Consider the following 18,438-nt stretch of genomic DNA (forward strand, 5'->3'; position numbering starts at 1 on the left):
CTGGTCCTATGTAATCGTTCAAAGTGACCCTTTTGTATCATCCAAAGAGGGATTGGACATTCGCGGTACGATACGAGTATGGGTGTTATGATTTATCAGCATTCATTCTTCTCTACTCCCAAAGGATTTTGTCAGTTGTACTGCTTGCTGTTGTAGTCTGATGAGAATTTGGGAATAGGTTTCGAGTTTGCCGAGCAGTTGTTGAGCAGTGGCAACAGAATGATAAGTATTGAGGACTTTCACGACTTCGTTGTACAGAACTCCTATCTTATGAGCCAAGGCAACGATTTCTGAGAGTTTCTCCAAGTAAGGTTCTTTTGCAGGGTCTTGGGTGATGACCTTAAAAGATTCACCAAGAAGCCTTGCTCGGACAAAGTCGCTCTTTGTCTTTGCTCCCGACTTGCGATAGAGTCTGATAAGTTTCTGCTGGTCTTCGGAATTAGGTATTCTGATGTGCCATCTGTCCCATCGTGGGCAGGTGGCACATCTGCCGTCTGGCTTCTTTTGTTTTTGCTTCTTCATTGCTTTCTAATCACGACTTTGGAGTGATTTAATCCCCTTTCGGGGCAAGGGTCTTTGTGGTACAAATGGCAATTTGTGGTACAAAGACACACCTTGCTGATGTAGAAAATGGGATTATAAGCCCCTGCTGTGTTACTGCATTCATTGAATACAGTAACTCGGCGTAGGTTTGCATTCGAGGAATGCAGTAATTCAGAGTTTCCTCCATCTTTCCACATCTTCCTTGTATTGGTCGAGGTGTTCCCGCAGTACCTGTTCGACATATCCCGAAACGCTCGCTCCATGCTCACCGATTCTCCGCACCACGAAGTCTAACTTTCGTTGGGTTTCCTCTGATACATACACGGCTTTGCGGTGGCTGTTGCGAAAGGGCTGGAGATATTTCCCCTGAAACTCGGATAATTGCTTTCTGTCCTTTGTTTTTCCCATTCTTTGATGAAATTCTTCGGTAGAAGTAGCCCTTTCTGTTGGCGACAACGCTGTTTCTTGATAGGACGGTTGAGAAAAATCCTTGTTACTCTCCTTGTCATTTTGTTCCTCAACTTTATCAACAGGCTCAAACCTTCTCTTTTCCTCTTCATAATCGAAGGGCTGGTCAAAATCGGGTAACTCTTCGGGCTTGCGGAGCTTAACGCCATAATTTCCCATATCTCTAATGGCTTGTTCCAAGCGTTGTTTCCTTTTTTCATCTATTCTTGCCATAATTTCTTGGGTATCGGGTTATAGTGTTTTTCAAGCATGGCTTGTATGTCGCTCTGCTTGTAGAGTATCTTCCCTCCGATTTTGTAGAAAGGAAGCGTTCCTGAGTTTCTGTACTCTTGGAGCGTGCGTGTGCTGAGCCGTAATTGGCTGCAAACCTCCTCACCCGAAAGGTAAACCTCACCATTCAGCATCGGACGGGCGGTAGAGCAATACCGCTCCAACTTCTTCAAAGTGCCTTCCATCAGTTGTGAAAACAACTGCATCTGAGGGTCTTCCCGCGTAATGATTTCATTCTCTGCCATAATTCATTCATTCTTTGATTTCAATCCTTGACTGCATTCAGCATTTCACAGATGTCGGTCTGTTTGTAATAACACTTATGTCCAATCATGGAGAAAGGGATTTTGCCCGTATCTCGGTATGATTGTAGGGTACGCTTGCTGATGCCTAAACGCTTGCACACGGCTTCGTTGTCGAGCCATTGCTCGGTCTTGGGAGGATTACCGATGAGTTTTTCCACACGATGGATAAAGTCTGCAAATTCGGAGCGATGTCGCTCCCACGCTTTGCGGTCGATGATAATGAGTTTCATTGCCTTAATTTTGTTTTGATTACTTTATTGTTACTCAGCAAACAAACTGTTATGCAGTCCATTGCCGTACTTCTCGGGTGCAAAAGTAACCCCTCGGAAGCACCACTGCAAGAAATGAGGATAAGCAGGGAAATAGAGAGAAAGCAATAGAAAAACAAAGGAAATCCGTCTGTGTTATTGCGGTAATGAGATGAGGTGCCGGCTCGTTCCTTTTATTATCTTGTTGTTTTATCGATAATTCGATAGTTCGACAAATCGAGATGTCGAAGTGTCGATAGATAGTTTTATCGATAGATTATTTTGACGATATATAGTTTTGACAACAGATAGTCATGACAACAAATTGTACAAACAATAGATTGTCCGTATTATCGTCAGTCCTATCTGTTGTTAGTTGTTACGCCTTGCGTCCAAAGAGCCTGAGTATGCCGTATTCTTGTCGTGCCTATACTCTCTACGGCAGCCCAGCCCTGCAAGGTTGGGAGAGATGAATACGACCGCATGGATATAGAAAATGGCAATACCACCTTGAAACAGAGAAATCCTGCGGTGGAGATTCTTCTCTCCATCCGCAGGACTCGACCTTGTCAGGGCAGACAGGCTGCCGTTGTACCTTTGCACGATAAGAAACGGCATCAGGAACTTTGCGTGCGCCGCCTTTGCCTACAACGCCTTCAGGCTTGCTTCCTCCGTCAGTCTGACCGTTGGCAGATTGTTGCTCTCGATGAGCAGCACTATCGTGCCTGTCAGTTCGGTGTAAAGACGGCCGTATTGCTCGTCAGAAGCCAATGTGTCCGTCAAACCGAACTTGTCGAATGTGGCTTGAACAGCCTTGTTCGACAACAGTATAGGTACGAGTTTCTCTGGGAGCGGTGCAGGAAGTTCCCTTTCAAACTCGTTTTCCAACACGGATATAAGCGTATCGTACTTGGAAAAGTGCAAGCCTTGATACAATGCCTCGCTTGCCATGCTCTCCGCTTCAATGTGTGTAAAGCCTTGTGCTACAGCATCGCAGTAAACTGTGAGAGCCATATCTGCCCGTGCAGTGATAAACTCCGTATCTTGCAACTTTTCGGGGTGATGCTCACTCATGTAACTTCTTAACTTCAATCGAAAGTAGGAAAGTTCCTGTTTGTTCTTCTGTTTCATTGTTTTTCTTGTTAAAAAGTTGGACTTCTTTTTTTTGAATCATTCATTACGGCTGTTACATCCCAATTATGGGACTTGACTTTTTCGGTGTTCTTGACGGACACAGCCGTAAGGCTTTACGCAGTACCCTTGTATGCTCACTACCCATCAGGGGTTGCATTTCCTTGGCAATCTTGCTCTTGGTCACCCGTGCATAAATCTCGGTCGTGGAGATAAAGCGATGCCCCAGCATCTTGCTCACCGTCTCTATCGGAAGTCCGTTCTCCAGACAGATGGTCGTGGCAAAGGTATGCCGTGCGGTGTGCGAGGTCGCTTGGGTATGCGGTGACAGTCCCGCATTAATACAAATCTCCTGAATAGTTCTATTGAAATTACTGTTGCTGGGAAACTCTCGAAAGAAAAGCCCCTCCCTTCGTCCGTGGCTCACAATGGCGAGTATTTTCTCGGCAACGGGCAGCAACGGGACAATACTTCTGTTCTGTGTCTTTGTTCGGCAGAGGGAGATATATCTGCGTCCATCACCGAGCTTATAGACATCATCCATTCTGAGTTTCTTCAAATCGGAAAATGCCAGCCCCGTAAAACATCCCAAGAGGAAAATAAGTCTGCAATGGTTGTCTGTCGAGCGGTGCGGACGGTAAGCCAAGAGTTTTTGCAGGTCGTCCGCCGTAAGTGCATTGCGCTCGTAGGTAGGCGTTTCTATGTCTATGAGTTCAAAAGGGTCTTCACGAACGTATCGCTCCTGCAATACCTTGCGAATGACCTGATGCAAGTGGCGTAGGCGGTTGCCGACACTGCTTTCCTTGTTTCCCAAGTCCCGAAGCATGAAAAGGCGATAGTCCTCAAGGAAAGTCTTGTCCACCTCTGTGGGCATACAGTCTGCCCTGTCCCTTACTTGCAGGAAATGAACAAAACTCTTGTAGCTGTCCTTAAAAGCCCTGACGGTCGCCTTGCTTAGTGTTCTGCCCTGCAAATCCTCCTTTTCTTTACAGACGGTTTGGTATAACTCCGTAAGTGTTGGCATAGGGCGACTTTGCTGCATATAACGCTCCTTGAGGTATTCCGCCGTGATATAGTTTTCTTCCCTTAATGTACGTTCATAGAGTGAATGCAAGCACTCTTCGATTGAGTTCAGTTGCAGATTGATGCCGCTTGAATTACCTGCTGTCGCCTTGATGCGCCCTTTTCGGGCAAGCCACTCGTCGGGAACGGATTGTAGCTGTGTGGAAAACGAAGAGGATGTGCCGTTACAGGTGATACGACAGCGGATTACGCATAGTCCGTCTTCATTGGTCTTGCTTCTATCTATGTAGAATAGTATGGCAAATGTACTTTTCATTGTTCTGCGGTTTTAGTTGGTCAGTTGATAATGTGCGAGTTGTGGAAGTATTTTCTCTATGTCCAGAAAGACACGCTCGGGAGAAGTCTCCGCATACACTTGCGTGGTTTTGATTTGACTGTGTCCGAGCATTTTGGAAACGCTCTCAATGGACACGCCTTCCGACAGTGTCATCTGCGATGCAAAGGTATGCCGTGCCATGTGATAGGTCAGCGTTTTCTGAATACCGCAAAGCCGTGCTATCTTTTTGAGGTGTATGTTTACCGTGTCGCATCCGGGTATGGGCAGCAGATACCCCTTGGGCGGTTCGTGTCGGAAAGCCCTCGTGTGAATACCCCGATAACGCTTGATAATGGCAGCGGCTTCGGGAAGTAGGGGGATGTGGCACACGTTGCCCGTCTTTATTCTCGGCTTGCGTATCCAAGTCATTCCCGCTTCGTGAAAGATGTGCTGCTCCGTCAAGTGATACACGTCGGTATAGGAAAGTCCCGTCAGGCAGGAGAAAAGGAACATGTCCCTCGACACTTTTTCATAGCCTTGCAGTTCGTCTTCTCCCAAGGCTGCGATACGGCTTACCTCCTCCCTCGTGATGTAACGTGGAGTACCCGCTTCCCAACGAATGGAATGGTTGATGAAGGGATAGGTGTCAATGATGTGCCGTTTATGCAGGTCTTTGAGCAAGGAAGCCAGCATGGAGAGATAACCAGCCGAAGTGTTGAGCTTGAATCCCTTTTCTTTGGCGAAGTAGTCCTCCAAGTCTTTGATAAAGGCGATGTCGGCTTTCTGCACGGGAATATCCTCCACACGGTAGCGATACCTGACGAAGTTTGCCAGATGCTTGTGAAAGAGCAACAGGCATTTTAGTCTGCGTTCGCTGCGGTCTATGCCCACACGCTCACGGAAGCGGTCGATATACTCGTCCGTATGATAAAGCAGTCCTTGTGACTCACTGTTCAGTCCGAATACAAGCTCCCGTACTCGCTCTGCCGTGATGGGAGCATCGGATTTACCCGAAAGAGACTCATAAACCTTGTGTATACTCACCTGAAGGCGGTCAAGTTCCTTGTTTACCGATACGGCTTCGGCACTCTTGCCCAGCAGTCGGTTCTTGCGACTGTCCCACAAACGAGGAGTACACGAGCATTTGCAACTGAACTGTACCATAGAGCTTCCTGCGCTGATGCGTCCCATGATGGGACTTTTTCCGTTTTTGTCCTGCGTACCTCTCTTGAGGTAGAAAAGCAGCTTGAATTTTTCTTTTTCCATTGTTTTTTACTTGCAAAATTACACTTCTTTGAGGAACTTTGAGTGGTGCAAAACATTGATAATGAAAGAGAAAACGCCGTTTTAGTTACCACTTTCAGCCGTCCTTTTCCTTTCATCGTTTTTCGAACGATTTGGTAACTGAACTCCCTCCTTTTCGCTCCCTTTTCTGCCTGTTTTCTATGATGCAACCCTAAGAAGAAACAAGCAATATCCGCTGTATTTCAGTCAGATATGAATTTTATGCCATATTCTGCTTTCTACTCCCATACTTCCGCATAAAACGCCGCCAGCTCAGGCACCTTGATAAATGTTCTGAAGCGTTCCTTCTGTATGATGTCATTCGTGATGGAGAACTCATAGTCGGTCGACTTCTTGGCAAAGACTGCTGCCCATGCGTCAAAGCTGTTGATACCCTGCCTCTCCAAAGCTTGCGGACGCAGATACTTGAACAGAAGATACAGTTCCGTCAGGCTATTGGAAATGGTCGTTCCAGAAAGGAAAGTCGCTCCCAAGTCTTTGCCAGACCTCTCCTGTATGGTACGAATGGCAAAGAGCATGTTTAAGGCACGTTGTGAGCCATCAGGATTGCCCAAGCCCGACACACGGTCATGGCGGGTGTTGAACATCAGGTTCTTGAACTGGTGCGATTCATCTACAAAGAGGTGGTCGATACCCATCATCTTGAAGTCTACGGCATCGTCCTTACGCTCAGCGATGCTGTCCTGTATATTCTGTAACTTGGCTTCAAGTGTCTGTTTGCGCTTCTCCAAGCCTTTGAGCATTCCACGGGAGATGTCTCTTCCTTGTTGTCGCAACACTTCGAGATTTTCTTCTACGGAGTCCAGTTCCTTCTGCATAATAGCCTCCTGTATCTCCAATGCCTGCGGTATCATACCGAACTGCTCGTGCGTGAGGATGATACAGTCCCAGTCGTTGTTCTTGATGTCGTTGAAAATACGCTGGCGGTTCTGCTTATTGAAATCATTCTTACCTGGATAGAGTACCTTAGCATTAGGATAAGCTTTCCTAAAGGTGTCGGCAATATCAAAGACGTTTGCTTTCAGTCCGATAATCATTGGTTTATTCGCCAACCCCAACCGTTTCATCTCGTAGGCTGCCGTACACATGATGAGTGTCTTTCCCGCTCCCACCTCGTGGTCGCAGATGCCGCCATCGTTGGTTTTGAGCATCCACACGGCATTCTTCTGACTCTTGTAAAGGTCGGCAATGTCCAACCGTCTGAGGTCAAGGTCGGGGAAAGTTTGGTGCGTACCGTCAAAGTTGGGTCGCACAAAACAGTTGAAAAGGCGGTTGTACCTGTCGGAGAGTTGCTGTTTGAAGGTATCAGGTGTACGTCCGAGCCAATCGACAAAGCCCTGTCTGATTTCTTCAATCTTGGCATTTGCCATCTGGATGGCATGTGCGTCCCAAATTCGGATTATTGATTGTAGCTATTGAATACAAAAAGTTTCTCACATAAACCTAATATATGCTTGTGCTTTATTGTTTATATCGTTATTTTTTCGTAAGTTTGCAAGTCAATATTTGGCGAGACAATACGATGAAGATAAGATTTATAGACCTTTTCGCAGGGATTGGCGGAATACGCAAAGGATTGGAACAAGCAATCGCAGAGCGTGCTGATGTTTCCGAGTGTGTTTTTACTTCGGAGATTAAGCCCCATGCCATAAAAGTGCTTGAGCAGAATCACCCCACAGATACGATTACAGGTGATATAACCAAAGTAAATGCGGCTGACATTCCCGATTTCGACATTCTTTGTGCAGGTTTCCCCTGCCAGGCTTTCAGTGCAGCAGGTAATAGAAGAGGATTTGCTGATACGAGAGGAACATTATTCTTTGACGTTGAACGTATCTTATTAGAAAAGAAGCCTAAAGGATTTATTCTCGAAAACGTTGAGGGACTGGTCAATCATGATGGTGGAAAAACTCTCAAGATTATTTTAGACCATCTTCATTCTGCTGGTTATAAAGTCAGTCATCGTATTCTTAACTCAAAGGATTTCGGTGTACCGCAAGAACGTAAAAGAATTTATATTGTCGGGACATTGCAGAAAGCACCTGATTTAACTGATTTCCCAATAGTTCATCGTTGTATGCGTGATATTATGGAAACAGGGAAAACGGTTTCTAATACAAAGTTTACCCGACTTCTCTTGAAGAATTTTACTTTAGAAGAACTTTATGGGAAATCCATCAAGGACAAGCGTGGTGGAAAAAATAATATCCATAGTTGGGACTTACAGGTAAAAGGTCCTACGAGCAAAGCAGAACGTATGCTCTTGAATCAGATTTTAACTGAACGACGTAAGAAGAAGTGGGCAGAGTTATATGGCATTGAATGGATGGACGGAATGCCTTTGACTGCTGACATGATAGCTTCGTTCTACAAAGGAAATGATTTGCATGTCCTACTTAGCAGCCTTGAACAGAAAGGATATTTGAAGTATGAGTTTCCAAAGAAAAAAGTTTGGGTAACAGATGAAAACGGCAATAAAGCCAGTTACAGGGAATACGACACAACAAAGCCACAAGGTTATAATATCGTTTCAGGTAAACTAAGTTTTGAAGTAAACAAGGTTCTTTCGCCCAATGAGGTTGCTCCAACTTTGGTTGCTATGGATATGCAGAAACTCTATGTCCCTGACACAGGAGGAATAAGACGGCTTACTATTCGGGAGGGGTTAAGGCTCTTCGGCTATCCTGAGGATTATAGGCTTGATTTGCCAGAGAAAGAAGCTTTCGACTTATTGGGTAATACCGTGGTTGTACCTGTCATCAAGGCAGTTGCAGCAAGACTATTAGATGCAATTTAAAATATCAAATATATGGAAAAACTTACACCAGAAGAAGTCTATAACAGACTATTAGATGATTACGACATTAAAAGCCTTGATGGAAAAATCCAGTTCTTTCTTGGCGATGTAGATATTATCGTAAAACAGAAAGATGTTGTGGGAAATATTGTTCAAGAGTGGCTGGAGGGCTGGTTTAAAAAACGTGAAATAGCCTACCTGCCAAGTGATAATCCACAACTTCCACCCGATTTCTACCTCGACCCTGACGACAAGAAACACTCTCTTTTAGAGGTCAAGGCATTCAACAGAGACGCTTCGCCCGCTTTTGATCTCGCCGACTTTACGGGTTATGCTAAAGCTATATTGAAAGAACCATGGGAACTGGATACAAAGTATTTGATATTCGGTTATAACATGTCGGACGAGGGAATTGTTACTATCAAAGACTTGTGGATAAAGAACGTTTGGGAAATAAGTCGTTCGTCGGACAAATGGGCACTCAATGTGCAGTACAAGAATGAGCAGATAAACAAGATACGTCCTGCAACATGGTATGCCAATAAGGCAAAATTCCCGTTGTTCCAAAGCTTGGAACATTATCTTTCAGCCTTAGAACAGACGCTGGTTGACTATCCCGACACAAGAGCATTGTCCATCGGCTGGCGAAAGAAGATGCAGGATAGCTATAATGCTTTTTCTGGACGAAAGATAACTATTCCACGCTGGGAGGACATTGAGGAGATTTATCAAGGAAAGAAATAATTGTTTTTCTTGGGAAATTCTTACCATTCTTTCAGAAAGCTAATAAGTAATATTTAAAAAGTTCCTAAGCTTTCGGCAAAAAGCTCTTAAGCTTTTTTCTGTTAGTTCTTGGTTTGATAAAATTTTATTACTATCTTTGCTGTTGGTTGCCCATGACAGCCACCTTTGTGGGTCTTATGGTCTCGACTCACGCAAGGCTAACAATGCAGACCAACTTTGTATATACTATGGCAAACAAGCCTTTACAATTTATTCTGACTGAGCGCAAGCTCAATGTGGGCAAGACGGGTGAGAAAACCGTACAGATTGCCCAACCTACGGGACGACACCGTGTGGATTTCCGCAACTTCTACGAACGGGTGGCTAAGTCTACTACTTTCAATCCACAGGAAGTAGCGGCAGTCCTTAATCTTGCTACTGAAACGGCTCGCGACATTGTGGCTAATGGCGACATCGTGGACTTTGGTGACCTCGGCACGCTGAAGCCATCGTTCAAGAGTAAAGCCGTTGAAGTGGGTACGCCTTTCCGTGCGCAGGTGCATATCGAAAAGCCTGTGGTGCGACTGGTGGCATCAACCAAGTATTTCACGCTGACCGATGTTGCCTATGAGCAGGTGACGAAGAAGGAGACTAAGAAGAAAGAAGAGGGCGGTATCGGGAAAAAGAAACCAGGACCAGAGCCTGAACCTGTCCCAGAACCGTAAAGTGCGCCTAACGGTTGTTGTGAAAGAATCACAAACCTTGTGAGTAAAAGAATTGGCTGCTCGGGCAAAGTTGATTGCTGGAGCAGCCTTTTTCTTTTTAACTTCAAATGTGTGCATCCATGCCCATAGATGGGACTAAACATCATCTTACCTGCAGGTTTGTGGAGGCAAGTGCGTCTGAGATGGCAGAAACGATACGGGTATCGGTATAGAAGGAGGTCAGTACGCTTGCCTTGATGCTCTCCCAATACCGCTTGGCGGTGTTGGCATCTACGGCTTCACGATAAATTATCTGCTTGAGCTGTTGGGTTGGTTCAAAGAGATTCTGCTCAGACTTGCTCCAATAGCGTATATCATCGGGATTATCTGTGCGGTTGAGTACACATTTCAAGCCACCGAAGCCCTGATAGTTCCGCAAGATACTTTTCTCAGCTTCGGTGGCTTCGCGGCGTTCTTTTTCCAAGCGCAGCACGACACGGATAGCTTCCGTGTTGGCTTGCAGGACTTCTTTCTTATTGTATGCCATAAGGTATAACGTATTCTATTATGGGAATAATAACTCTGACACCTAAGCTTGACCGTAATGTCAGACTTTAGTATCAGAAATGAAGTAATATGCTATTTCCGTTTCTTGTTTTGCTCAAACTCAAAGGTGGTGGTATAATCATCCTTCAAAACCAGTCGGGCATTGAACTTCTTGCCAGCCTTGCTGGTCAGTCCTTTAAGGATAAGCGTACGACCAGAGCTTATCAAGTCACGGATGTTATCTTCAGAGAGAAGTATGCCGCAGACTTCACGAAACACGTGAAAGCCACAGCTTTCATGCCTGCACTTGGCTACCTTGGCATAGATGCCGAACTCTGCTGTCCGCATTTTGGGCAGCGGTAGACAGGATAGGACTTCTGCTCTGAAGAAAGCGAGAGGAGTTCCTCGCAGATTGTTCCTACGTATGAGTTGATACCCTGTGCGAACTTATCAGATGGCATCTTTCCTGCTTCAATAGCGGCAAGGGCAAGTTCCCAACTGCCTGTCATCTCCGCGTTGGCAATCTTCTTATCTTTGACAATCTCATAGACTGCCAGCCCTTTTTCTGTCGGTATGATGGATTTCTTGTCTCTTCGGATATAATCACGGAGAATAAGCGTCTCGATAATGTTGGCACGGGTGGCAGGTGTTCCAATACCACACTCTGCCATTGCCTTGCGTTTGTCATCCTCTTCCACTTCCTTACCTGCATTTTCCATAGCAGAAAGCAGTGTCGCTTCTGTGTAGAGAGGTTTAGGTTTGGTCTTATGCTCGGTGATGTCTGCATTAACAAGTGATAGGACTTCACCTTCTGTTAAGTTCGGCAATGAAGACAAAATATATTCATCACCATCTTCTTTCTTTTCAGCTTCTACTTCTTTATCTTTCTGTACAGCTTTCCAGCCCAAGGAGATTTGTCGGCATGCTTTCCAAGTAAAGGTGTTGGTGCCATCCGTGAACCGTACCTGCATACGCTCTTCCTCGGAATCGGGAGAAAAGGCTTCTACGAAGCGATTAACTACCATTTGATAGATAGTTATTTCATCTGTCGACAATCCTGATGGTGTTTCACCAGTCGGGATGATGGCGTGGTGGTCGGTAACTTTGGCATTGTCCACCGAGTGGCGGTTAAGTGGATTGGATAGTGTCTTGCCTATCTTGCGGAGCAGGACGGGTACTTCCTCGAAGACATCCTCGCTGATGTATCGGCTGCCAGTGCGGGGATAGGTCGTGATTTTCTTCTCATAGAGGCTCTGGGCTATCGAGAGGGTCTTGTCCGCTGAAAAGCCGTGGCGTCTGTTGGCATCCTTCTGCAAGGCAGTAAGGTCGTACAAGAGTGGTGGCGGTGTGCCAGCCACCTTTCTTACGACCGATTCCACTGTAAGCTGGCTCTGACTGCGAAGTGCAGCGAGAGCAGTCTGTGCCAATGCTTCACTCTCATAGTCTTCACTGCCAGCGGCTTTTATCGACAAACCCTCTTTTTCTGTAAGGACGGATAATTTCCAATAGGGTACGGAAGAAAAATCACGGTTCTCTATGTACCGACGGCAGACCATAGCAAGTGTCGGGGTCTGTACCCGTCCCAAAGAATAGCCGCCTTTGTGGGCAATGGACAGCGCACGGCTGGCATTGATGCCCACGAGCCAGTCAGCTTCGCTTCTTGCCTTGGCGGAATGATAGAGATTGTCGTAACAGTTTCCAGGTTTGAGGTTGGAAAGTCCCTCACGAATAGCCTTATCGGTAAGTGAACTTATCCAAAAACGGTCGAAAGGCTTTCTACAACCAAGATGTTGGTAGATATAGCGGAAGATAAGTTCACCCTCTCGTCCTGCATCAGTAGCGACGATGATACGGTCCGTCTTGTCGAAGCATGAACGGATGACTTTAAGTTGCTTCAATGCTGCAGGGTCTGATACATACTCCTTGTCCTTACGTACTTGTCGTACCACTAACTGAAAGGGATTGGGACGAATGGGCAGGTCTTCAGCTTTGTAGGCAGAAAAGCCATAGGCTTCAGGCATGGCAAGGGCGATGAGGTGTCCCATTGCCCATGTAACAAGGTAACTGTTGCACTCCATATATCCATCCTGCTTACTATTTGCCCCTACGATGCGGGCAATATCTCTGGCAACCGAGGGTTTCTCGGCAATAATACAAGTTATCATAGTCGATAATAGAATTAAGGGTTACATCTTACGTCCACGGGACTTCTTCTGCTTGTTTTCGTCCTTCTTTTGCTTGGCAGTAGGCTGTGTCTGTCCCGTTTTGAGTGGTTCTTTTATGTTCTTGGTGGCTTCGTTGGTCTTGCCGTGGTTATTGACCGCAACCTGCGTCTTGTGTTCCTCTGCTACGGCAACCACCTTTTCCTTACCGGTTTCCTGCTTCTTATCGGGGTTCCATCTGTAAAACCGTGGGCGGTTCTGTTCCTTGTCCATTCGAACATAAGCATTGAATTTGTTACCAGCCTTGTCCACCATGTTCTTCAAATAGAGCGTGTGGCCACTGTCGAGTGCTTCACGCTGTTTATCTGACAGCTCCAAGCCACAGAGCTTATGCGGAACGCCTTGCTGCTGTGTCTGCTGCTGCCGTTCCTTAAATCCACGGTTGTTGTCAAAGATAAATTCAATGCCTTTCTTCTCTGCATTGACTTGCAAGGTTGCATCGAAGGACTTGCCGCTCTTGGCGGTCATGCCTTCCACTTTCACGGCTTTGCCCTCCACTAGGTCTTTATACTGGGCATCAGAAAGTGTCAAGCCCTTGATTTCCTTGGGGATGTTCACTCGGTCGGCACGCAAAGCAATGATTTCATTGGTTTGTGGGTCAATGGAAATGTATGCAGAGAAAGGTTCTCCGTTCTTGGGAGTCACTTCGATGGTTTTACCGAGATTGCCCGTAGCGAGAAGTGCCTCCTTTTCTTCGGGAGAGAACTTGTAACCCATATAGGGAAAGTCAAGCTGTGGTTCTTTTCTCAAAGGATGAATTGCCAAACCGACATTGCCGTTATCGTCCGTACGGAGCGCAAGACGTGCTTCAGTGTAGATGATGGTGTCGCCGATAGGAACAGCAATCGTTACGAGGTTGGTCTTTTGCCAATTGAGCATCTTTTCCAATTCTCCACTCTGCTCCAATCGCTCACGGGTAAGTCCGAGATTATCGAGTTGCTTCCAATCCACCATTTCAGGGTCGATAGCGGTGGCATTTTTCTGCCGAGGCAGATAGTCCTCAAAGGGAATGTCCATCTCAGCCAGCTGCTGCTTGCTTTCGAGCTTCTCGCGGTTTTGCAGCATGGTACGCAGATTGTCCACGCCCTGCTCCACATTGTCTGCCAATACCTTGTACAACCCGAAATGAGTCGGGTTATTGAACTGTTTGAGGAAGTTGGTCATGAAGTTCTTCAGAAGTCCGTCCTTGTTGTTGAACTTCAAGAACGCTGCCTGATTGGCAGCTGTTGCTTCAGTGGTCTTGAGGTTACCCTTGTCGTCGATACCTGAAACTACGGAGAGTTTTCCTGCTTCCTTTTCGTTCTTTACTTCCGTGCGGTCTTCCAAGACCAGCACATAGTTGTCATTGCTGTTTGATTCCATAATTTGTTACTATTATATGTATAGAGTTTCGAACAACAAAATTATAGTGAAAAATCTTCCAAACGAGTCATGAAGGAAAAATCAGGACATACTAAGATAAAGACAGAAAATATAAAAACAAGGTGTCATCTTATAAGAATTTAAGCATTATCACTGCTGTCCACTTAAACTCAGTAATTGTTCTTTGAAATAGTTGAATTTAGCTAGTTGCAAAATTTTTCTGAATCAACGGATTTGAATTTGTACCTTTGCAGGGGATCATCAGATTCTGCATATGTATAAAGACAAATACGTTTTCGCTCAGTTAGTCTCATTTCTTGACAGAAACTGCTTCAATTATCTTGTACGTAAATACGGAACTGATAAGTATGTGAAGTTCTTTAGTTGCTGGAATCAGTTGCTTACCCTCATATTTACGCTAGTTCGGGATAAGGGTTTGCTTAGAATAGTTCCAATTGTATTGGAGGGAGCATCCGGTGCTTTGAGCATCTCGGTGAGCACTCGTGCACTGGCAACAACACCCTCGAAGAGGACTTTGAAGAAGTGGAATTGTGTGGGGGGCTTGAACTACCGTATGAAGTTGGAGAGGAGGTTCTCCAAAGCATTGCTGTGCTTGTCGATCTTCAGGAAACTCTGTTCATGTTCGGCGGTGGGCGATACTGTCTTCAGTCCGCCTTTCTCATCTGTCCCTGAGAGGGCTTTGAGATTCTCGTACTTGGAGTCTTTCATCAAAAGGGCTTCTTGATCTTTGATTTTTTCGTCCATCTTACAATGTATTTAATGACACCAATAGCGGTGTATGGGCAAAGGTAAATCAAAGAAACTGTGCATGTTAGCAGTTGGAAATAACTGCGTACTTGTGGCGTTAATATGGATGAAAGTGGCAAAAAGAGAGGTATGGATCAAACTCCATACCTCCATATTTTTCATTGATTAGGTTATTGCATAGACAGCAATTTGCAGTACATTCCGTTTTTTGCTGCAAGTTCTGCATGCGTCCCATTCTCTACAAGTCGTCCTTTGTCCATCACAATAATCTGATTAGCATTACGGATGGTTTGCAAATGATGGGCAATGACCAAGACTGTGCGATTTCGGATAAGGGCAGACATTGCCTGTTGTATCTTATATTCATTGACAGGGTCAACATTGCTCGTTATCTCGTCCAAAAGAATGATGGGAGCGTCTTTCAAGAAAGCACGGGCGATTGAAAGCCTTTGTTTCTGCCCTCCGGAGAGTCCCAAACCGTTTTCTCCGATTTTTGTTTCATAACCTTCCGGCAGGCTGATGATAAAGTCGTGTATCATCGCTCTACGTGCTGCTTCTTCGATTTCTTCCTGCGTAGCATGTTGATTGCCCACTTTGATATTATTGGCAATGGTATCTGAAAAGAGAATAACATTTTGCATCACTACACTGATTTTACCGAGCAGATAATCATAGTCCATTTCTCGAATGTCTATACCACCGATACGGATACTGCCGGTCTGCGGTTCCCAGAAACGGAGTAACAGGCTGGTAATGGTTGTTTTACCAGAACCTGACGATCCGACAAGTGCCGTAACCGTTCCTTCGGGAACATGGAACGTGAGATTTTTCATCTCAAAACCTTCCTTCTCATAATGGAAATCCACTTTGTCAAAGGAAAGATTGAAATGGGTTGCTGTTTTCGGCTGTTCAGGATTGGTGATAACAGGAGCATTCAATAAATGGGAAATGCGTCCGTAACTATCTTTTACCTTGATGTAATTCAGCCAATGACTCTCCATATTGACAAAAGGTTTGTAGAATTCTTTTGAGACGATGATAAACATTAAATAAGCGAAAAGAGAAAGTTCCCCCTGCTGTGTCCACCAAAGACCGATTGTAGCCATCAGAGCGAAAGCCAATTCTATCAGGAAAGTGTATCTGCCCACACTCACAGCTGCCAAACGAGAAGTATTCTTACTGCTTTCTCCAAATTCACTAACAGAGTGGTCAAGTCTGTCACGGAACATTCCTTTTCCTCCAAACACTTTCAAAACCGGAATGCCCTTGACGTATTCTACAAAGAGGCTGACCATATCCGCCAGATTGTCCTGAGACTCTTCCTGTGCTTTCATTCCCGAGCGAATGCCCCGATACAGAGAAAACAGGGCAATAGGAAGAATGGCTACCATTGTCAATCCCATGCGCCAGTCCACACAATATAGTCCAATACCGAGTATTAGAGCTACAATGAAGTCGGCGGACATCCGTGTCCATAGATGTCCTACTACCATTTCCATATTATCAACGTCTTTGTGAATGATTGTACTTATCTCTCCCAGACGCTCATTAGTATAGAAGCCGAGTGAGAACATTTTCAGTTTCAGTATGATTTTCTCGCGGATACGTTCCACAAGATCAAATCCGGCAAAATGCTTACTCATATCGGCAATGGCATTGGATATGGTTTTCAAGACCAGCAGACTACCGAGTACCCATGCTGCCAAAATGAAAGAGATGCTTTCTCCATGTATATGACGGTCGATGAGAAACAAGACTGTGAGCATTATCGCCGTGCCACAAAGGGCATAAACCACGAAAAACAGTGCGGAGATAATTAGATGCCGCACTCCGCGAGCGGTCAATTCATTCAGTATATTACGTACCATTCTTATTGCTCCTCTTCTTTTAATTGCCATTTACTTACTTGTTCTTGCGTTTCCGTCATATTGCGGTATAGAGAACAGTCTTTCATCAGTTCACGGTGTGTTCCCTTCGACACGACCTGCCCTTTGTCCATTACAACAATACGCTCCATATCCTGAATAGTATTGAGACGGTGAGCAATGGTAATGACAGTCTTGTTGCGCTGCAATTCATCAAGAGCTTCTTGGATTAGTTTCTCATTCTCTCCGTCCAATGCAGCTGTGGCTTCATCAAGAATAACTATTGGAGAGTCTTTGAGCAACATTCGAGCAATGGAAATACGCTGTTTTTCTCCGCCAGAGAATTTTATGCCGGCTTCGCCTGCCAGCGTATCATAACCATTCGGCAAGCCCATGATAAAATCATGAATACGAGCACGCTCTGCTGCCATTTCCACTTCCTTTTGTGTGGCGGTAGGTCTTCCAATACGGATATTGTCCCGAATACTTGTGTTAAAGAGAAAAACCTCCTGCTGTACCATCGAAAAATAATCAGCGATATTACGTTCGGAGAATTCCATAATATTCTCTCCTCCCAATCGGATAGTACCTGTTTGGGGGTGCCAGAACCCCATCATCAAACTTGCCAGCGTGGTTTTTCCCGACCCTGACTCGCCGACGATAGCAGTATGGCTTCCTCTCGGAAATTGAAGACATACATCTTTCAGCGCATTGTCTTTCTTGTTTGGATAGGAGAATGTAACATGCTCGAAACAAACATCCGTCTGTGTCGTATCTGTTTTCTTGTCCGCTGTTTCCTTTGTCTGTACCTCTGTAATGGACTGTACTTTTGCCAACGACTGACCATAGATGATTCGGAAATGTTGGAATGTAGCCAACTTAGCAAAGGAGGACGAGAACAATCCGCCCAATATCAAGGCAAGGATAAAACGAGCTACAGTTAATTCGCCCGAACTCATCATCCATAGTCCAATAAGAGTCATTACCACGATACCACCTTCCAAGAACATCGTTATCAATGTCATGGGAACGGTAACGCTAAACATGCTCCGCTTTACCCAACGGATGTAGTCGCGCATACCACCAAGTACCCGTTCTGTTCTGTTTTCCTCGTTACTGAAAGCCTTGATTACCGGTATGGTAGCCACATATTCCAAAAGGTCTTCCGACATTTTTTGCGTACTTTCCATAAAGCGTTGAAAGCTCTTTCCCCAAAGTGTTTTGACAGCCATTTGCAGAAGAAATGCCACAGGCAAAAGAGAAATGAGCGACAGCCCCAAACGCCAGTCTAACACCATAATGATTACCCAGAGTAAGGCAGGAAAAAGCGTAGCCGAAAGGATTTCGGGTAATCCATGTGCTAAATAAATTTCAATTTGTTCCACATCGTGGTTAATAATATTCACCAAGTCGCCAACTTTCCGTTCTTGAAAGAAACCGAGCGGCAAGCGTTGCAGATGACTTATGATACGCAACCTCAATCGTGTAAGGGCATTGTAAGCCGACCGGTGTGCACGCCAAATCGAGGTTCCATAGAATACGCCTCGAAGCATTGCGAATAGTATCATTATTCCTCCAATACCCCAAACTATTATGGGAGGGAGCGTGCCATTTATCAACTTGTCCACAGCCCACACTACAAGCAGTATAGGGAGTGTGCCTAAAATAAGGTGCAATATAACCACAGCATTGGAGAGCAGGCTACGGCTCTCCCGTTCCTCATCAAGGGGTCTGACTTTTTGTTTATCCATATATGTGTCGTTTTGATCTTTTCTGCTGCAAAAGTACGGCAACAAACAGGGATAAAATAACCCCGATAAGCATTACACTGCCCCAAAACAA

The 18,438-nt window shown here is 45.3% G+C and carries 14 protein-coding genes and 5 pseudogenes; 4 read left to right on the top strand and 15 right to left on the bottom strand.

What is annotated here, in order from left to right:
* Positions 1 to 102: 102 nt before the first annotated feature.
* The 9 genes and pseudogenes from F0475_RS02665 to F0475_RS02705 form a co-directional block, all read right to left on the bottom strand.
* Positions 103 to 522, bottom strand: coding sequence for a plasmid mobilization protein (locus F0475_RS02665; protein ID WP_004359027.1), 420 nt, complete (start codon positions 520 to 522; stop codon positions 103 to 105).
* Between the two features lie 192 nt (positions 523 to 714).
* Positions 715 to 1,224 carry a DUF3408 domain-containing protein gene (locus F0475_RS02670; RefSeq protein ID WP_004359024.1) on the bottom strand — a complete coding sequence of 170 codons (510 nt, stop codon included), beginning with the start codon at positions 1,222 to 1,224 and terminating at the stop codon, positions 715 to 717.
* Positions 1,212 to 1,526: a helix-turn-helix domain-containing protein gene (locus F0475_RS02675; protein WP_004359023.1), complete on the bottom strand. Its 315-nt coding sequence runs from the start codon at positions 1,524 to 1,526 to the stop codon at positions 1,212 to 1,214. The genes F0475_RS02670 and F0475_RS02675 overlap by 13 nt, the downstream gene beginning before the upstream one ends.
* Before the next feature lie 20 nt (positions 1,527 to 1,546).
* Positions 1,547 to 1,816, bottom strand: coding sequence for a helix-turn-helix domain-containing protein (locus F0475_RS02680; protein WP_004359021.1), 270 nt, complete (start codon positions 1,814 to 1,816; stop codon positions 1,547 to 1,549).
* Positions 1,817 to 2,206: 390 nt separating this feature from the next.
* The gene (locus F0475_RS02685) at positions 2,207 to 2,452 is read right to left on the bottom strand and encodes a hypothetical protein (protein WP_118264313.1); all 246 of its coding nucleotides are present in this window, start codon (positions 2,450 to 2,452) and stop codon (positions 2,207 to 2,209) included.
* Positions 2,453 to 2,479: 27 nt separating this feature from the next.
* The gene (locus tag F0475_RS02690; protein WP_036894994.1) at positions 2,480 to 2,965 is read right to left on the bottom strand and encodes a DUF1896 domain-containing protein; all 486 of its coding nucleotides are present in this window, start codon (positions 2,963 to 2,965) and stop codon (positions 2,480 to 2,482) included.
* Between the two features lie 55 nt (positions 2,966 to 3,020).
* Positions 3,021 to 4,304 (bottom strand): site-specific integrase, encoded by a 1,284-nt coding sequence (locus F0475_RS02695; protein ID WP_155715266.1) that lies wholly within the window; start codon positions 4,302 to 4,304, stop codon positions 3,021 to 3,023.
* A 12-nt stretch (positions 4,305 to 4,316) separates the two neighbouring features.
* Positions 4,317 to 5,570: a site-specific integrase gene (locus tag F0475_RS02700; RefSeq protein WP_008822870.1), complete on the bottom strand. Its 1,254-nt coding sequence runs from the start codon at positions 5,568 to 5,570 to the stop codon at positions 4,317 to 4,319.
* 257 nt (positions 5,571 to 5,827) lie between these two features.
* Positions 5,828 to 7,009 (bottom strand): annotated as a pseudogene (locus F0475_RS02705) (DUF2958 domain-containing protein); the annotation flags it as partial.
* Between the two features lie 122 nt (positions 7,010 to 7,131).
* Between F0475_RS02705 and dcm the strand changes: the two are divergent.
* The 3 genes from dcm (at position 7,132) to F0475_RS02720 (ending at position 9,854) form a co-directional block, all read left to right on the top strand.
* On the top strand, positions 7,132 to 8,406 hold the full coding sequence (gene dcm / locus F0475_RS02710) for a DNA (cytosine-5-)-methyltransferase (protein ID WP_155715267.1): 1,275 nt from the start codon (positions 7,132 to 7,134) through the stop codon (positions 8,404 to 8,406).
* A gap of 12 nt (positions 8,407 to 8,418) precedes the next feature.
* Complete coding sequence (locus F0475_RS02715) at positions 8,419 to 9,150, top strand: NgoBV family restriction endonuclease (RefSeq protein ID WP_061869498.1); 732 nt, start codon at positions 8,419 to 8,421, stop codon at positions 9,148 to 9,150.
* Positions 9,151 to 9,377: 227 nt separating this feature from the next.
* Positions 9,378 to 9,854 (top strand): HU family DNA-binding protein, encoded by a 477-nt coding sequence (locus F0475_RS02720; RefSeq protein WP_155715343.1) that lies wholly within the window; start codon positions 9,378 to 9,380, stop codon positions 9,852 to 9,854.
* Between the two features lie 145 nt (positions 9,855 to 9,999).
* Here the strand turns inward: F0475_RS02720 and F0475_RS02725 are convergent.
* The 3 genes and pseudogenes from F0475_RS02725 to F0475_RS02735 form a co-directional block, all read right to left on the bottom strand.
* Positions 10,000 to 10,380, bottom strand: a pseudogene (locus F0475_RS02725) (hypothetical protein); the annotation flags it as partial.
* 92 nt (positions 10,381 to 10,472) lie between these two features.
* Positions 10,473 to 12,544, bottom strand: a pseudogene (gene topB / locus F0475_RS02730) (DNA topoisomerase III).
* Positions 12,545 to 12,565: 21 nt separating this feature from the next.
* Positions 12,566 to 13,963: a DUF4099 domain-containing protein gene (locus F0475_RS02735; protein WP_155715269.1), complete on the bottom strand. Its 1,398-nt coding sequence runs from the start codon at positions 13,961 to 13,963 to the stop codon at positions 12,566 to 12,568.
* Between the two features lie 274 nt (positions 13,964 to 14,237).
* Here F0475_RS02735 and F0475_RS12005 point away from each other — a divergent pair.
* Positions 14,238 to 14,372: pseudogene (locus F0475_RS12005) on the top strand (DUF4372 domain-containing protein); the annotation flags it as partial.
* A gap of 50 nt (positions 14,373 to 14,422) precedes the next feature.
* Here F0475_RS12005 and F0475_RS11965 read toward each other — a convergent pair.
* The 3 genes and pseudogenes from F0475_RS11965 to F0475_RS02755 all read right to left on the bottom strand — a co-directional run.
* Positions 14,423 to 14,728 (bottom strand): annotated as a pseudogene (locus F0475_RS11965) (hypothetical protein); the annotation flags it as partial.
* A gap of 173 nt (positions 14,729 to 14,901) precedes the next feature.
* Entirely contained in the window at positions 14,902 to 16,599 is a 1,698-nt protein-coding gene (locus F0475_RS02750; RefSeq protein ID WP_155715344.1) for an ABC transporter ATP-binding protein, read from the bottom strand.
* A gap of 2 nt (positions 16,600 to 16,601) precedes the next feature.
* Positions 16,602 to 18,347: an ABC transporter ATP-binding protein gene (locus tag F0475_RS02755; protein WP_155715270.1), complete on the bottom strand. Its 1,746-nt coding sequence runs from the start codon at positions 18,345 to 18,347 to the stop codon at positions 16,602 to 16,604.
* Positions 18,348 to 18,438: the final 91 nt, after the last annotated feature.

Source organism: Prevotella vespertina (assembly GCF_009728485.1).
Taxonomy (GTDB): Bacteria; Bacteroidota; Bacteroidia; order Bacteroidales; family Bacteroidaceae; genus Prevotella; species Prevotella vespertina.